The organism is Lentimicrobium sp. S6 (assembly GCF_013166635.1).
Lineage (GTDB): Bacteria > Bacteroidota > Bacteroidia > Bacteroidales > UBA12170 > UBA12170.
This window is the reverse complement of the sequence record NZ_JABKBZ010000001.1, coordinates 162,961-179,449: the sequence shown is the minus strand read 5'-3', so window position 1 is coordinate 179,449 and position 16,489 is coordinate 162,961. Positions and strand designations below refer to the sequence as shown.

The window sequence follows — 16,489 nt, the reverse complement described above, 5'->3', positions numbered from 1 at the left end:
TAATCATTTTGTATTAAAAATTAATATACATTTGTGACCACCAAGTCACATTCATGCCGAAACAAACATTTTTCAAACTCAAAGAAGAGAAAAAAGAGGCCATCATTCAGGCATTCTTATTCGAATTTAGTCATCACTCTTATGAGGATGCTTCTATAACAGCTGTTGTCAAGAAGCTTGGAATTGCCAAAGGAAGCATTTATCAATATTTTGAAGACAAACTAGATCTGTTTCTTTATCTCAAGGAAGAAAGCGAACAAACCAAGATGCAATACATCATGCATCTAAACAGAGCCAACTATCCCGATTTTTGGAGCTATTATCGCGAACTTTATGTTCAAGGAATTAAATTTGATGAAGAACATCCTCTTCAAAGCCGTTTCCTCTACCACATCAACTTCCTAACAAGTTCAACAGCTATAAAAGAATTGGCTAAAAGCTGGAAAGAAAAAGCATTAGTCATGATGCAAGCCATGATTAAAAAAGAAATAGAGGAGGGGCATTTTAGAAACGATGTGCCTTTATTATCAATGGCTCACTTTCTATATACCATCAGTATTAGTATTGGTGAGTATATGGAGAGAATACATCAGGTTGATGTGGGCAAGAATTTAGATCAGGAACTCCCCTTATTGCAAGGAACCCAAGAGTCCTTATTAAAATCCATTGATGCCTATATTATTTTACTAAAACCTTCATTCAACAAATCATGATCAAAGTCAAAAACCTAGATTATAGCTATCCAAAAGGAGAAACTCCAACTCTAAAAGGGCTAAATTTTGAAATAGAAAAAGGAGAAATATTTGGTTTTCTTGGGCCAAGTGGCGCTGGAAAAAGTACTTGTCAGAAGATCCTCTATAAAATCATTGGTAATTATAATGGGGAAATCAGTATCGACAATAAAGATTTAAAAGAATGGGGTCGCGATTATTTTCAAGATATTGGAGTGGGTTTTGAATTGCCCAATCATTACGGAAAACTCACTGCTTTGGAGAATCTTCAATTATTTTCCGCCTTTTATTCCTCCAAAAAAGTGCAGAACCTAAACTCCTTATTAGAAATTGTTGGATTAGAAAAAGAAGCGAACAAGCCAGTAGATTCCTATTCAAAAGGAATGAAAATGCGATTGAATTATGTGAGAGCCATTATGCATAATCCGAATATCTTGTTTTTCGATGAACCTACTTCGGGTTTAGATCCAATAAATGCACAAACCATCAAACAACATATCCTCAGCTTAAAAAATCTAGGTAAAACCATTTTCATCACCACTCACGATATGGCCACTGCTGATGAACTCTGTGATAGGGTTTCATTTATTGTAGATGGAGAAATCATCATCACCGAAAAACCGGCAGATCTAAAACTCCAACACGGTAGGGACCTGGTAAAGGTAGAATTGAAAAATGGAAAGAATGCAGAATTCCCTTTGACTAAATTGGGAGAGAATTTGGAATTCGGTAAGTTTATAAAGGAAAAAGAAATTCTGAGAATACACACTCAAGAAGCAAGTTTAGAGGAGGTTTTTATAAAAATAACGGGCAAAAACTTAAAATAATGAAGAGCTTTATCACTCAAATCCGTTGGCAATTTGTCATTTTATATAAGAACAACCTGATTGCCATTAGCATTGCTGTTACAGCCATTTATGCGCTCATCTTCTATTTGATTAAAGATCTACCAAATGTAGAACCCTTTTTAACGCTACTAATTTACATTGATCCAGCTATTATTGGGTTATTCTTTATAGGTTTAAGTGTGATTATGGAACATAACGAAAATGTATTGCCTGCTTTATTCGTGACACCTGTTTCTTATCATCATTATTTACTCTCTAAAATCATAGCACTTTCTATAGTGGGTTGGGCTTGTGCCAGCGGAATGACATTGGCTATCCTGGGTTTTGATGTTCAGTGGTTGCATTTTTCGGCTGGAGTATTTTTTACTTGCATCATATTCAGTTTGCTGGGTTTATTTGTGGTGAGCTTTACGACCGAATTCTTAAGCTTTATGCTTAGATCTATCCCACTCATGTTAACATTCAGTCTTCCTTTATTCAATTATTTTGGTCTAAGCGATATTTCCTTATTCCAGTTTTCTCCCATTCAAGGACCACTTGACCTAACTGTTTTTTCTTTTGATACTCAAACTGAAATATGGCCAATAATCTGGGCTTATCTTTCTAGCATCATCTGGATACCCCTCCTCTATTTTGTGGTTTATAGAACCTTTGTGAAACGAATTATAAAAGCAAGCTAAATGAAAAATCTCCTTTTACTTTCCATCACAGATTTTAAGCTGATATTTCGTGATTCCAGTTTACGTATATTCTTAGCTATGCCACTATTGATTATAGCTATGGTGCTATTTGGATTGCCTGCTCTTATTGAGGAATACCCTATTGTTCAGCATTATGCTTCCTATATATTGATGGGGGCCAGTTTACAAACCAGCACCATGTTTGGCTTTATATATAGCATGGTTCTTATCCATGAAAAAGACATACAAGTGGCTAAAGTTTACGGGGTATTACCCGTTTCAAAAATGGGTTTTATCGCAAGCCGACAAGTGATTCCATTTACTCTCTCTGCGCTTGTCACCTTTCTACTCCTCCAAGTACAATCCTTCTATATCTTTAAAATAGAGGATGCTATTTTGTTTTCCCTACTTTGCGGCTTATTTGCTCCTCTTCTCAGCCTTTCTGTGACTTTGTTCTCAAAGAATAAAATGGAAGGAATGACTTGGTTTAAGCTTATGAATCTATTGGTTTCTATACCCTTGGTTGGTTTTTTTATTCCATGCTGCGCTTGGGCTTTTGCTATTATTCCTACTTATTGGGTTTTTGAAACTCTGAACAGTATGGCTTTGGGAGAAATGATTCTAATGCCTATTATAATTGGTTTTGGGCTTTCCATCGGCTTACTTTATCTTTTAATATGGCGCTTCTCAAAATCACACTTCTCCTAAATTTAATTTCATAAAACTCATATATAGTATCACTTAGATAAATAAATCAACAGAAAAGGCAAGGGGTTTTAGTATTTATTGTAAATTTGACCAACTTAATCTCTTATGAGAAATAAGCGAACTACAAAACTAATGACACTAAATACGATACTATGAAAAAGACTATTTTTCTAAGCCTTATTCTTGCGTTTGCACTTTTTTCTTGCAATGGCCCAAAGCCCAATAAAACTAACATATCTGATGCCATCAGAATAAATCAGATAGGATATTATCCTCATTCTGTTAAGGAATTTGTTTTGGCTGATATTGAAGGTGAAAGCTTCGAACTTCTCAATGCCCAAAAAGAAGTAGTTTTCTCAGGAAAGCTAATCCATAAAGGCACATGGCAGGCATCGGGTGAAAAAGTAATGATGGGAGATTTTTCCGAATTTAAAACACCTGGGAATTATACTATTCTGATAGATGATGAATTAGCATCATATCCTTTTGAAATAAAGGAAAACCTTTACCAAGAAGCGCTCCATTCTGCTATTAAAAGCTATTATTTTCAAAGAGCTTCCATGGCTATTGTTGAAAAACACGGAGGTGAATTCGCAAGAGCAGCTGGGCATCCAGATGACAATTGTACTTATCACCCTTCAAGTGGAAGAAGTGAAGGAACATTAAACTCTCCAGGAGGATGGTACGATGCAGGAGATTATGGTAAATATATTGTAAATGCTGCTTTATCAACTGGGCAAATGTTATATTTAGTGGAGCAATATCCCGAAGCCATTAAAGATGGAGCCTTGAATATTCCTGAGAGTGGAAATTCAGTAAGTGATTTAATGGACGAGTTAAAATACGAGTTAGACTGGATCAGTACTATGCAAGATAAGGATGGCGGCGTTTATCATAAACTAACGGCAAAAGGTTTTAGCGGTTTCATTATGCCTGAGAACTATGACCTAGAGCGCATGATTATAGGAAAAGGAACTGATGCTACATTAAACTTTGCTGCTGTTTTGGCTCAAGCTTCTCGTCTCTACCAAACTATTGATCCCGAATGGTCCTCAAAAGCTTTAGCCTCCTCAAAAAAAGCCTGGAAATGGGCCATGGCTAATAATGATATAGCTTATAGCAATCCTGAAGATGTGAGTACAGGCCCTTACGATGATGATATATTTGAAGATGACTTTTATTGGGCTGCAAGTGAATTATTCATTACTACAAAAGACCAAAAATATTTAAATTATATTTTAGAATACCCTCAAGAATACCAACACCAGCTTACTAATTCTTGGAAGTTTTTTATTAGAAATAATGCTTTTCACTCTTTATTGGAAAACACAGATTTGATAAACCTAGAACTCGCACAAGAATTAAAACAAAGTCATTTGAAATTAGCGGATGGTATTTTAGCTCAAATAAAAGAAAATCCATATCAAGTCGCCTTGGAAAGATACGAATGGGGTTCTAATAGCGATGTACTCAATCAAGCTATGATTTTATGTGTGGCCCATAGAATTTCTGGAGAGGAGAAATATTTGATTGGTGCAGAGCAAATCAACGACTATATCTACGGAAAGAATGCAACAGCCTATTGTTTCTTAACTGGTTTTGGTTCTAAAAGAGTGATGTTCCCTCACCACAGACCTAGTGGTGCCGATGGCATTGAAGATCCTATTCCTGGTTTTATCATAGGTGGACCAAACGCTCACCGTCAAGATAAATCACAGGTGTCCTATACTTCAGAATTTTCAGCAAAATCTTATATGGATGTGGAAGCTTCTTATGCCTCTAACGAAGTTTGTATCAACTGGAATGCTCCTGCAGTTTATGTTTTAGCCTATCTTCAAGAGAATAGAAAATAACCCATAAAACTAAACAAGATGTATTCAATGATAAATATCGAGGGTAAAACAGCCCTCATTACTGGCTCCAGTAGAGGTGTCGGACAACAAATCGCTCTAGGATTAGCAAAAAAAGGATGTCACATTATTCTTCATGGAAGAAAAAAAGACAGCTGCAAAACAAGTCTAGAACTTTTGAAAAGGTATCCCATAAAGGTTGATATAGTTTATGGTGAATTGTCGGAGGAGTCGCAGGTGAAAAATATCATTAAGCAGGTAAAGAATTTGAATGTAAAAGTAGATATCTTGTATAATAATGCTGCCATCATGAGTCCTTATCATCAAGACTTTTGGAAGCACAGCTGGGAAGAATGGTCTGCATCCTTCACGGTAAATGTGATGGCCATGTATAGCCTTTGTGCAGCTTTTATCCCAGATATGATGGAACAAAACTTTGGGCGTGTGATTAATCTGACTTCTGGAATTAAAGATGAACCTGAATTGGCTCCATACGGTGCCTCCAAGTGGGCAGTAAATAAACTTACTGACGATATTGCCTCAAAACTGAAAGACACCGCTGTTAAAATCAACACTCTTGATCCAGGCTGGCTACGTACAGATTTAGGTGGAGAATTTGCTGACCATCCTGTAGAAGCAGTTTTACCCGGTGCATTAGCGCCTGCTTTAATAGGTGATGACGGCCCCAATGGACATTTTTTCTCAGCCATTGACCATCATATGAAATAGCTTGCCAATAAATAAAAAGACAGTATTTTATTGCTCTATTTTGACCATTTAGTTTTATCATTTAAGAATTTCACTCGGACCATTTCCTAATTTATAACAAAATTAAATAAGAAAGATATTGGTGTTCTGTTACTTAAATAACAGAATTTTTGTTGCTATTTAGCTTCATGAATAAACAGAGGAAACAGAATGGTTTTAATTTAGTGATTGCTTTTGCAATTCTCTGGGTTTCCTTTGCCTCTATTATTCAGTTTCACGTGGAGAGAATGCATGGAGACCATGTATTTGAAAGTTTAGCATTTATTAAAACTGAGAATAAAACCTTCTCCAAAAAAGATACTACCATTGGTTTAAAAATAGATTTTCATTCTAATGTTTTTGCTTCAGAAACTAGTATTAATAAAAATATACATACCGCTTATACTTTATTGACTAGTCTAAATGTTTCTACACCTGCCAAACAGGTATACATAGACACCCGATGCTTGCGGGGACCCCCAGCCATCCTTTAGTTTATTAGATCTTTTAATATTCCTGAAACCCCTTCTGAATACCAATTTGGTATCAAGTGATAGGTTTGTATACCCAAAATATTAAAAGATCAATTTCTTAGTCCTTAAGAAATCTCTGTGCTAGAAAATGGACCAATAAAACCATCATTCTTAGGTCACGGACCATCAGAAGTATTACCTGATAAATTATTGTTAATAAAATAACACTATGAAAAGCATTATTGCATTTTTGTTGAGCTCAACTATATTACTAGTTGCTCTACAGGGAATAGCACAAAGCACGATTGAAATTGTTGATATCGAAACTCTAAAACCCATTCCTTATGCTCATTTGAGCTTCGAGTCCATACAAACAAAAAAGAAATCCTATTCCATTACTTCTTTAGAAGGCAAATCCGATAATAGTGTATCTGAAAAGAGCATCATCGTCATATCCTTTACTGGCTATAAAACTGTTCTAGATACCATTTTACCTGGAGAGGATAAGAAATACAAATTAAGTACTGACCTCATGAACCTCGATCAAGTAGTTGTGACCGCAACTCGAACTTCTAAAAAACTAAAAGACGTTCCAGTAATCACACAGCTATTATTAGCAGAAGAAATTGAAAGTAGAGGAATCACAGAAATAGGATCTTTACTAGAGGATGAAGTCCCTGGTGTAGAAATTCATCAGGCTGGTTATGGAGCAGATATTAAAATACAAGGCTTAGATGCCAACTACGTTCTTTTTTTAATAGATGGTGAAAGAATGGCTGGAGAAACAGAGGGAAATGTTGATTATAGCAGAATTAATATGAACGATGTGGAACGCGTAGAAATAGTAAAAGGAGCCTCCTCTGCATTATATGGTTCTCAAGCTATGGGAGGTGTTATCAATATCATCACTAAAAAACCCAATAACAAAGTTGAATTTAGTTTAGGTGGCAAGTATGGGGAGATGAATCAGACAAGCTATCCAGATTTAAAATCTAATGACGACTTCTACTTCTATAAAAGCAAATTAGATCTACCCAATTTAAATCTTCATGGTACTTTAGGTTTCAACTTGAATAAATTCATGTCCAAGACTAATTTTAATATTAAAAGCTCCGATGCTTATATTTTAACTAGTAGTGATTCATTACATAAGGATTATGTAGATCATGATTTAAAAGGAGTAGAACTACCGACCATGCATATCCCCGGAAATGAAGACTATAGTATTTCACAATTATTCGAGTACCAAGTGACTGATAAGTGGCGGATGAGAGCAAATGCTAATTACTATAAACATAATATCTACGATTTTAAAAAAGACAATATTTATGATGGATATGAGGATTTTAATTTCGGATTAAAATCTATTTTTAGTTTTTCTGAACTATCTAACTTAGAGCTCTCTTATAATGATGATACGTATCATAAGTATGAAGTAAATGAAAGAATAGATTGGAAGAACAAACTATATAATCATCATTTTTATAATCCAAAAGCTATTCTTAATCAGCGTATCAATGAACAGCACTTTTTAACTGTAGGATTAGAAGATCTGGCTGAAGAACTGGCCACAATGATGTTTTCAAGTGCTATTGATTCATTAGTTAGTAAATCCTCAAATACCATCATTGCCTATGCACAAGATGATTATCAGATAAACTCAAAATGGAATATGATTGGAGGATTTAGGATGGACCACCACAGTACATATGGCACTCATCTCACTCCAAAACTATCTATGATGTATAAACTGATTCCTGTGACTTTTAGAGCGAATTATGCTATGGGATTCCGCTCCCCCACACTTAAAGAACTGTATATGGATTGGTCTATGTTAGGCATGTTCGATATTAAAGGAAATGAAAATCTAATCCCAGAAACCAATAATTACCTCTCCTTTTCAGCAGAATATACACGTTCTGTTTTCAACATTAGCGCAAATTTTTATCAGAACTGGTTTAAAAACAAAATAGGTGGCTATTGGTCTTTTGATGAATATGGTAAACAAGTATATAATTATACCAATATCGACAAATCCCAAATGCATGGACTAGAAGTTTTGTTTAAATATAATATTAAGAGAAATTTCTTTATTTCTGGTGGATATAGCTATATCAAAGATTCACAAGAAATGAATAATAAGAGTATATCTGCCATATCACCACATAGTGGAAACATCAGGTTTGAATACACCTTAACCAAGCGAATTTATCAGCTAAAGGTCAATCTCACAGGAAAGTTTACGGGAGCAAAAGACTATTATGAGTTAGACGATATTGAAGTAAATGGACAACAGGAAGTTGGTTCCTATTTAGCCCATTACGATCCTTTCTCTATGTGGAAATTCACCATCTCTCAAAGCTTTCATAATGGTATTTACTTAGTTATTGGGGTAGATAATATCTTTGACTATAAAGCTCCAATCGTTAGCAATAATAGTAGCCTTTCACCTGGGCGAAGAGGCTATATCAGCCTTAATTTAAAGGTCGACCATTTATATAGAGAATTTCGTTCTCTCATTCAGAAATAATAAAACAGACAAATAAAAATCAATCAAAAACAACAAAACAATGAAAAATTTTAAATTAGTATTTATAGCTTTAATTAGCTTAGTGATGGTGAACACTTCTTGTACAAAAGATGAAGATGAGCAAGTAACACCTCAATCAGGAGATTTAAAAACAGGGGATGTTATTTTAAGTAGAAAAACTGATTATGGAAACGATTGGATTTACTATTCATTCGAAGAAGGAAAAGAAGTAGACTCAACAAATCACAACACTTCTTTAACTTGGGATATTGCTTTTAATCGTTATAATGTAAGAACCAATGGCGGTGAGTCTGGGAGTGGACAAGGTGGTGCTTATGATGCTGGCGAAGTAGACTTTACTTCAGTTCTAGAAGCTAATGAAACAGGTTATATTGTGGATGATACTATTTTAATAGTGGAAGCCTTTACTGGTCAAGGAGTGGAATATATGACCTCTACTGGTAACGACGCTTTTAAAGGATGTATTGAGATGACTCACGGAAACCAAGGTCCTAGCTATGAAGCCAACGATCATGTTTATGTGATAAAAACTGCCAATGGCAAATATGCAAAAGTTTGGATTAAAGGATATTATAGCGAAGGTGGAGCTTCTGGTTTTATCAATATGAAATATGCTTTTCAAGCTGGGGATGGCAGAAAATTTGAATAAAATATTTTAAGTGGAGAAGTAAATTGGGGCCCATCTTTTAATAAAGGTGGGTTCTTTTATTTATGAAAAAACAATAGCGTCCTATTAATTATTAAAGATTCCTCGCTGCGCATCGGAATGACAGGTGTTTTGGTAACTCATAACTGAGATTCCATATTAATCGTGATGATTTAATGAGGAAGAAACCTAAGCAATTAATAAATTACAACCTCGAATATCGCTATTGTCAAAACGACCTAGTATCTGAAATTCGTTGGGAGCGGTTATTTTACCTAAATCTTGTGTGGCTAGAAAGCTGACAGAATGTATATTGGCTAAATCAATAATATTGATAGCGCCACTTTTACCCTCCTCCAAAAGGCTGAGCGGGTCATTCACATCTCTAATCATGATTTTCATCCAAGGTGGACAACTGAAAATACCATCGCCTTTGCTATAAGCTTGACTCAGTAACTCCGTCATACCATACTCTGAATGTATTTTCTCTACTCCAAAACCCTTCCTAATTATCTCGTGTAACTCTTCCCTTACCATTTCCTTCCTTCTTCCTTTCATTCCTCCGGTTTCCATGATGGTTAGATTTGGGCAATCGAAGTCTTGCATTTCCACCAGATCTAAAAGAGCATAACTCACACCCAAGAGCATGACTTTTTTAGGACTGCTTTTCAGTTGATGAAGTTTTTCTATTATTTTTGAATAATCGTTTAGATAGAATCCACTATCTTCACTCTTTGAAAGCTCAATCAGATGGTCAGCCATATAAACCAAACTGCTATCTCCATTCTCTAAATAACTCGGAAGTAGGGCTAGGAAAATATAGTTGGTAATTGGGCCATAGAAATACTCAAAACCTTTTATAAAGCTCTCTTTATACACTTTAGCCGATTTTACAAAATGCTGACTTCTCTGCATTCCCGTTGTCCCAGAGCTTTTAAACAATAACTCGGTCTTCTCGTTCTTCGCTAAAACCTTATAATCTTTAAAAAACTCTATGGGCATAAATGGAATATCGGCTAATTTCCCTACCTGTTGTGGCTTTATTTTCAAAGCATCCACAAAGGATCGATACACTGGAATTTGCTGATATTGCTTCTGAAACAGCTGCAAACTCAGCTTTTTGAATTCCTCCGAACTGTGATTGTTAAAAAGATTGATGTTTCCCATTCGATTGCAAAAATAACTAGAAAGGAAACACAACAGTACAAAAAAAATCCCATAGGAAAAATCCTACAGGATAATAACATTTATTGGTTAACTAATAGATGCATGTTGTGCAAATGCATCTGAAAGAGAGTTTGTGTGATTCTCTTTCGCTTTCAATATGTTATATTCAATGGTTTATGCGAATACTACAAAATGAATTGAAGTATTTGTAGCTTAGACCCCAGTTTAAAATAAAAGGTTGTCTATGGTTTTATAAATATTTTTGAAAGAACAATTCTAAATTAAGTAATCAGCCATTTTTTTTGATTTTTGAGGAATCTATATCTTTCTTTTATTCCTATCTTTGCCGACGATTCAACATAGTTATAAATACTTAATTATTAATGTATTAGGACTTAAACAAACCATATTATGAATTTTATTGAAGGGCTTAGAGAAGAAGCCAAAAAGAACATCCAAAAAATTGTACTTCCAGAAGGCAATGAAGAAAGAACTTTAAAAGCAGCTGATTATGCTATTGCTCATCAAATTGCCGAAATTATTCTAATTGGAAATCCAACTGAAATTAGAGAATTAGCCCAGAAATATGACTTAACAAATCTTGAAAAAGCTCAAATTATCAATCCTAATAACTTTGATGCTTTTGAAGAGTATGTTGATTTACTATTAGAAATCAGAGGAAAGAAGATTAAAAGCAGAGAAGAAGCTGAAAAACTAGTTCGAAATCCTCTATACCTAGCTACACTATTGGTTAAAAATGGTAAAGCAGATGGAGAAGTAGCTGGTGCTGAAAATTCAACTGGCGATGTTTTACGTCCTGCCTTTCAAATTGTAAAAACCTTACCTGGTATTTCTGTAGTGAGTGGTGCTTTCTTTATGGTTTTCGAAAATAAAGAAATAGGAGACAATGGTATTATCACTTTTGCTGATTGTGCTGTTCATCCTAATCCTACTGCAAGCGAATTAGCAGAAATTGCTGTGGCTAGTGCTCGTACCACCAAGGCTATTGCAGGTTTAGAGCCTCGCGTAGCTCTTTTAAGTTTTTCTACCAAGGGAAGCGCCAAGCACGAAATGGTAGACAAAGTAGTAGAAGCTACAGCCATTGCACAAAAGATGGCTCCAGAATTTAAAATCGATGGCGAATTACAAGCAGATGCAGCTATCATTCCTGGTATTGGAAGTAAAAAAGCTCCGGATAGCGAAATAGCTGGACGAGCAAATGTATTGGTTTTCCCAACTCTTGAAGTTGGAAACATAGCCTATAAATTAGTGCAACGTTTAGCTGGGGCAGAGGCAGTAGGTCCAGTATTGCAAGGAATGGCAGCACCAATCAACGATTTAAGTAGAGGTTGCTCAGCTGATGATATCATCAATATGATTGCGATTACCTCTCTACAAGCGGCAGACAAGTTTTAATAAACACATAAAAAAACATATAAATATATTTCAATGGCTGAAACATTAGCAGATTTTGCATTAGGCAAAAAAATTGTACAAGAAGGAAGCCTTCAAAAGGTTGGAGTTGTTGGAGCCGGAACCACCGGACAACAAATTATTCGTCTTGTAAGCAAAGCCGGGATCGACGTAGTTTTCGTGGATGTTAGCGAAGAGAGAGTTCAACAGATTTTTGACGCTCTAGATAAGCAATTGGATGAAAAAATTAACCGTTGGGGTTTAACCGCAGGAGAAAAAAGGGCTATGCTAAGCCGTATTCAAGGCTCAAGCGACTTCTCTATCCTTAAAGGCAGTAATATTGTTATCGAAACCATTCACTCTAAGAAAAAAGGAACTAGCTTAGATCTTAGAAGAGATGTTTTCAAGAAAATTGAAGCCGTGGTTGATGAAAAAACAACTATAGTATCCAATACAGCTACCTTAAATATTTCTGAGATTTCTGAGGTATTGGACATCCCTGAAAGGGCCATGGGATTACATTTTATTCTTCCAGTAGATCAAGTAAAAATAGTAGAAGCGGTAAGAACCATCAAAACAGATGACAGAAGCTACGACTGTATTACTAAATTCATTAGAATGGTAGGTAAAGAAATGGTTGAAGTACAAGAATCTCCTGGTAATATCAGTACTCGTATGATTGTCCCATTAATCAACGAAGCTTGTAGCATCCTTTTAGAAGGTGTTGCTTCAGTTCCTGATATCGACAAAACCATTAAACATACAACAGGTTATCAAACTGGACCTTTCGAATTGGCAGATAATATGGGCCTCGATAAGGTATTGAAATGGATGGACAATCTATATAGCGAGTTTGGTGAAATCAGATACAAGCCTTCTCCAATCATTAAGAGATTGGTAAGAGCAGGCATGGTTGGTCGTTTGTCGGGCGAAGGATTTTATTCTTATCCTAATGGCAAGCGCACACCAAAAAAAGGAGATATTCAGCATTTAGGTCGCATTTCATAAAAAACCAAGAAAATGAAAATTATTGTATTGAACTGTGGAAGTTCATCTTTAAAATATCAATTATTCGACATGCCTAGTCAAAGGGTGATAGCCAAAGGTTTGGTAGACAAAATCGGTCTTAAAGGTTCATTGATTAAGCACGAAATGGAGGATGGTACAAAAGCCACTATTCCTGGTGAAATCATAGACCATAAGCAAGGTATCGAATATTTATTAGGCATTCTTTTAAGTAAGAAATATGGCTGTATGAGCAGCCTCGACGAATTAAAAGGCGTGGGTCACCGTGTGGTTCATGCTGGTGAAAAATTTGGTGGTTCTGTTAGAATTAATGATGCAGTTATTCAAGCATTAGAAGAAACTATAGATTTAGCTCCTCTTCATAATCCTCCAAACTTAGATGGTATTTATGCCATCACTGCTCTACTACCAGAAATTGAACAGGTTGGTGTTTTTGATACTGCTTTCCACCAAACCATGCCTGACTTTTCTTATTTATATGGTGTTCCATATTCTATGTATGAAAAGCATGGTGTTCGTCGTTACGGATTCCATGGCTCTAGCCATAAGTTTGTATCCTTAAAAGCTGCTGCTTTATTAGGCAAAAAACCTGAGGAGGTTAATGTGATTACATGCCACCTCGGTAATGGAGGCTCTATTGCTGCAGTTAAGCAAGGAAAGTCTTTAGATACCAGTATGGGAATGACACCTATTGAAGGTTTAATGATGGGAACACGTTCTGGTGATTTAGATGTTGGCGCTTTATTCCATATCATTAAGAAAGAAGAATTAACCTTACCAACTGCTAGTACTTTGATTAACAAGTTTAGTGGAGTATTGGGAGTAAGTGGAGTTTCTTCTGATATGAGAGATGTGGAAATAGCTGGAGAAGAAGGTCACGAAAGAGCACAATTGGCTCTTAAGATGTACCAATACAGAGTTCGTAAATATATTGGTGCTTATGCTGCCGCTATGGGTGGAGTGGATGCCATTGTATTCACTGGTGGTATTGGAGAAAACGACTGGGTAACACGTCAAGAGGCTACTTTAGGACTTGAGTTTATGGGTGCTGAATTAGACAAAGACATCAATACCAACTTAAGAGGTAAAGAAACTATTATTTCTACACCAGATTCTAAGGTGAAGATTATGTTGATTCCTACTAATGAGGAATTGGTGATTGCGACTGATACCTTTGATATCATTGATAAAGAAATCGACCAACTATAAATTTTTCTAGGCATTCAATAAAAAAGAGTTCTTTGCTTTACAAAGAGCTCTTTTTTATTTCATTTAGTGCTTATCTTTTGCTTCATCTCTTCGTTGGAATCTTCTTCAAAATCCTCATTTACAAGAGTAAACTAAGACCGTTGCATAACACCATAATTCTTTCAATGACCCTAATTTTTCATTTTTTTATCGATTAATTGCATTTCAAAGCGTTAAACACTTTGGGTTTTTGAACATTTTCTCCTTAAATTTTACTATTAGACGCAACTATCCTAGGACTCCGATATAAATTGTAACAAAGTGCCTCCATTAGATTTTGAGTGTGCATTTTTTTCATTCCTCTGTATTTAGCAGCACCTCCTAAAAACCAAATTTTTATTCCTCCGAAAGGGCGTTCAACTTTAAACCTTGTTTTACTGTTCTGTCGCATTAATCCAACCATAGTTTTAAAAATCAAATATAATTAAATATTATACAGCTAAAGAATAAAATGTTTTGAAAGCAGTGGCCTTGGAGTTTTCTATCTGATTCTTTTTAATGATACATACGGTTTCTATTCCTGCTAGAGTTCTTTGAGCGGATTCAAATTCTTTAAATCCAGTACTAATGGCTATTCTTCTCTTGATATTCCGATGGTCTTGCTCCACAATATTATTTAAATACTTGCATTGTCGCCATCTAATTTCCTTAAAATTCCTTCTATTGATTGTCCTTATCCCTTCTTTATTTGCTCCGCTTTTATCAATATTAATAACCCTTGGAATATCATTATTACCAATGGCTTTTTTCAATAATTTCTGTGCTGAACCCTTCATTCTTCTCTTGGTTAACAGGAAATCAATGGTATCTCCATATTTATCTACAGCCTATATAAATAGTGGTCCTTGCCTCCTACCTTGATATAAGTTTCATCCATCCTCCAGCTATTATTGACCTTCCGTTTCCTTCGATGCATATTTGCTTCAATCAAAGGACTAAACTTAAAAACCCACCTTTGAATAGTGGAGTGGTCAACCTTTACTCCTCCTATTGAAAGCAATTCCTCAACATCCCTATAGCTTAAGGTGAACCTTAATTTGAAATAAACTGCTTGAAGGATGATAATACTGAGATATCGGTGGTGCTTGAACATCAATTATGGTTTTGTTGGTGGTAAAAGTAGAAATTCTTTTACCTTTGACTAATTAATGCGACAGAACCACGCTAAGTACTCAAGGCACTTGGAATACTCAAAAACAATTAATCCGCCATTACTTTCACAAAGCTACAGGCCAATATAAATATTCCCTAAATTCGCAGCATGAAGAAAATATGTGTTTTTTGTGGTTCCAGCATGGGAACCGATCCTATATATCGTCAGAAAGCGGAGGAATTAGCCGATTATTTAATCCAACATGATATGACCTTAGTTTATGGTGGTGCCAATGTGGGTTTAATGAAAATATTGGCTGACAAAATGTTGGCTGCTGGTAAAGAGGTGATAGGCATAATGCCTCATCATCTCATCGAAAAAGAAGTGGCCCATACTGAGCTTACCGAAATGATAGCCGTAGATTCAATGGCCGAAAGAAAAGACATTATGATAGAAATGTCGGATGCTTTTATTGCGCTTCCAGGTGGTTTTGGTACTTTGGATGAAGTGGCTGAGGTATTGGTTTTGGATCAATTGCATATTATCGAAAAGCCCATGGGATTATTAGATGTGAAAGACTATTTCTCGCATTTGGTGAATTTTTTTGAGCTTGGTGTGGGCGAAGGCTTTATCAGACAAGAGCATTTGGATAATTTAATGGTGGATAGCAATACTGAAACGCTAATGAATAAGCTTTCTGATTACAAACCCATCACCATGACCAAATGGCTAAAAGACATTAAAAAAGAAAGCAAATGATCATCATAGGAATTACAGGAACTTTAGGAGCTGGAAAAGGTAGCATTGTAAAATACCTGACCAAAGAAAAAGGCTTTACGCATTTTTCAGTACGTGGATATTTGCAAAAGGAAATGGAAAAAAGAGGAATGCCCAATAATCGCGATAGCATGACTTCTTTGGCCAATGAACTCAGAGCCCAAAATTCGCCTTCTTATGTTACCGACCAATTATATTTTGAAGCTTTAGAGAGCGGTAAAAACTGTATTATTGAAAGCATCAGAACTCCTGGGGAAATCACTTCGTTAAGAGAAAAAGGGAGTTTTTATCTTTTTGCTGTTGATGCTGATGCTGCCGTCCGTTACGAGAGAATTAAATTAAGAGCATCCGCGACTGATCATATCAGCTACGAAACATTTCTAGCCAATGAAGCTAGGGAAATGAACAGCACCGATCCCAACAAACAAAATCTGAAAAAATGTATTGAGATGGCCGATTTTTCTATTGACAATAATGGAGACAGAAATCAGTTAATCATTCAAACAGAAAAAATCATCGAAAAACTATAAT

15 protein-coding genes and 2 pseudogenes are annotated in these 16,489 nt (G+C 35.6%); 14 read left to right on the top strand and 3 right to left on the bottom strand.

What is annotated here, in order from left to right; genetic code table 11:
* The first annotated feature begins 53 nt into the window (after positions 1-53).
* The 9 genes from HNS40_RS00780 to HNS40_RS00740 all read left to right on the top strand — a co-directional run bounded on the left by HNS40_RS00780 (position 54) and on the right by HNS40_RS00740 (position 9,237).
* On the top strand, positions 54-713 hold the full coding sequence (locus HNS40_RS00780) for a TetR/AcrR family transcriptional regulator (RefSeq protein ID WP_172276207.1): 660 nt from the start codon (positions 54-56) through the stop codon (positions 711-713).
* Positions 710-1,558, top strand: coding sequence for an ABC transporter ATP-binding protein (locus HNS40_RS00775; RefSeq protein ID WP_172276205.1), 849 nt, complete (start codon positions 710-712; stop codon positions 1,556-1,558). Before HNS40_RS00780 ends, HNS40_RS00775 begins: the two co-directional genes overlap by 4 nt.
* The gene (locus HNS40_RS00770; protein WP_172276203.1) at positions 1,558-2,259 is read left to right on the top strand and encodes a hypothetical protein; all 702 of its coding nucleotides are present in this window, start codon (positions 1,558-1,560) and stop codon (positions 2,257-2,259) included. The genes HNS40_RS00775 and HNS40_RS00770 overlap by 1 nt, the downstream gene beginning before the upstream one ends.
* Entirely contained in the window at positions 2,260-2,967 is a 708-nt protein-coding gene (locus HNS40_RS00765) for a hypothetical protein (protein ID WP_172276201.1), read from the top strand.
* 152 nt (positions 2,968-3,119) lie between these two features.
* Complete coding sequence (locus HNS40_RS00760) at positions 3,120-4,820, top strand: glycoside hydrolase family 9 protein (RefSeq protein WP_172276199.1); 1,701 nt, start codon at positions 3,120-3,122, stop codon at positions 4,818-4,820.
* Between the two features lie 18 nt (positions 4,821-4,838).
* Positions 4,839-5,546, top strand: coding sequence for an SDR family oxidoreductase (locus HNS40_RS00755; protein WP_216664146.1), 708 nt, complete (start codon positions 4,839-4,841; stop codon positions 5,544-5,546).
* A gap of 167 nt (positions 5,547-5,713) precedes the next feature.
* On the top strand, positions 5,714-6,058 hold the full coding sequence (locus tag HNS40_RS00750) for a hypothetical protein (RefSeq protein WP_172276197.1): 345 nt from the start codon (positions 5,714-5,716) through the stop codon (positions 6,056-6,058).
* A gap of 208 nt (positions 6,059-6,266) precedes the next feature.
* Positions 6,267-8,567, top strand: coding sequence for a TonB-dependent receptor (locus tag HNS40_RS00745; RefSeq protein ID WP_172276195.1), 2,301 nt, complete (start codon positions 6,267-6,269; stop codon positions 8,565-8,567).
* Positions 8,568-8,607: 40 nt separating this feature from the next.
* A complete protein-coding gene (locus HNS40_RS00740) occupies positions 8,608-9,237 on the top strand; it encodes an HmuY family protein (protein WP_172276193.1) in 630 nt (209 codons plus the stop codon).
* A gap of 186 nt (positions 9,238-9,423) precedes the next feature.
* On the opposite strand, the gene HNS40_RS00735 is transcribed toward HNS40_RS00740, so the two are convergent.
* Positions 9,424-10,401 (bottom strand): acyl transferase, encoded by a 978-nt coding sequence (locus HNS40_RS00735; protein ID WP_172276191.1) that lies wholly within the window; start codon positions 10,399-10,401, stop codon positions 9,424-9,426.
* 411 nt (positions 10,402-10,812) lie between these two features.
* Here HNS40_RS00735 and pta point away from each other — a divergent pair, with 411 nt between their 5' ends.
* Genes pta through HNS40_RS00720 form a run of 3 tightly spaced genes read left to right on the top strand, consistent with a single transcriptional unit; the run spans position 10,813 to position 14,049 of the window.
* Positions 10,813-11,817: a phosphate acetyltransferase gene (gene pta, locus HNS40_RS00730; protein ID WP_172276189.1), complete on the top strand. Its 1,005-nt coding sequence runs from the start codon at positions 10,813-10,815 to the stop codon at positions 11,815-11,817.
* A gap of 33 nt (positions 11,818-11,850) precedes the next feature.
* A complete protein-coding gene (locus HNS40_RS00725; RefSeq protein WP_172276187.1) occupies positions 11,851-12,822 on the top strand; it encodes a 3-hydroxyacyl-CoA dehydrogenase family protein in 972 nt (323 codons plus the stop codon).
* Positions 12,823-12,834: 12 nt separating this feature from the next.
* A complete protein-coding gene (locus HNS40_RS00720; RefSeq protein ID WP_172276185.1) occupies positions 12,835-14,049 on the top strand; it encodes an acetate/propionate family kinase in 1,215 nt (404 codons plus the stop codon).
* Positions 14,050-14,293: 244 nt separating this feature from the next.
* On the opposite strand, the pseudogene HNS40_RS00715 reads toward HNS40_RS00720, so the two are convergent.
* Positions 14,294-14,467: pseudogene (locus HNS40_RS00715) on the bottom strand (IS5/IS1182 family transposase); the annotation flags it as partial.
* Positions 14,468-14,519: 52 nt separating this feature from the next.
* A pseudogene (locus HNS40_RS00710) lies at positions 14,520-15,181 on the bottom strand (IS6 family transposase).
* A 168-nt stretch (positions 15,182-15,349) separates the two neighbouring features.
* Between HNS40_RS00710 and HNS40_RS00705 the strand changes: the two are divergent.
* Together HNS40_RS00705 and HNS40_RS00700 are read left to right on the top strand one after the other, a co-directional pair.
* Positions 15,350-15,940 carry a TIGR00730 family Rossman fold protein gene (locus HNS40_RS00705; protein ID WP_172276183.1) on the top strand — a complete coding sequence of 197 codons (591 nt, stop codon included), beginning with the start codon at positions 15,350-15,352 and terminating at the stop codon, positions 15,938-15,940.
* Complete coding sequence (locus tag HNS40_RS00700; RefSeq protein ID WP_172276181.1) at positions 15,937-16,488, top strand: AAA family ATPase; 552 nt, start codon at positions 15,937-15,939, stop codon at positions 16,486-16,488. The genes HNS40_RS00705 and HNS40_RS00700 overlap by 4 nt, the downstream gene beginning before the upstream one ends.
* Position 16,489: the final 1 nt, after the last annotated feature.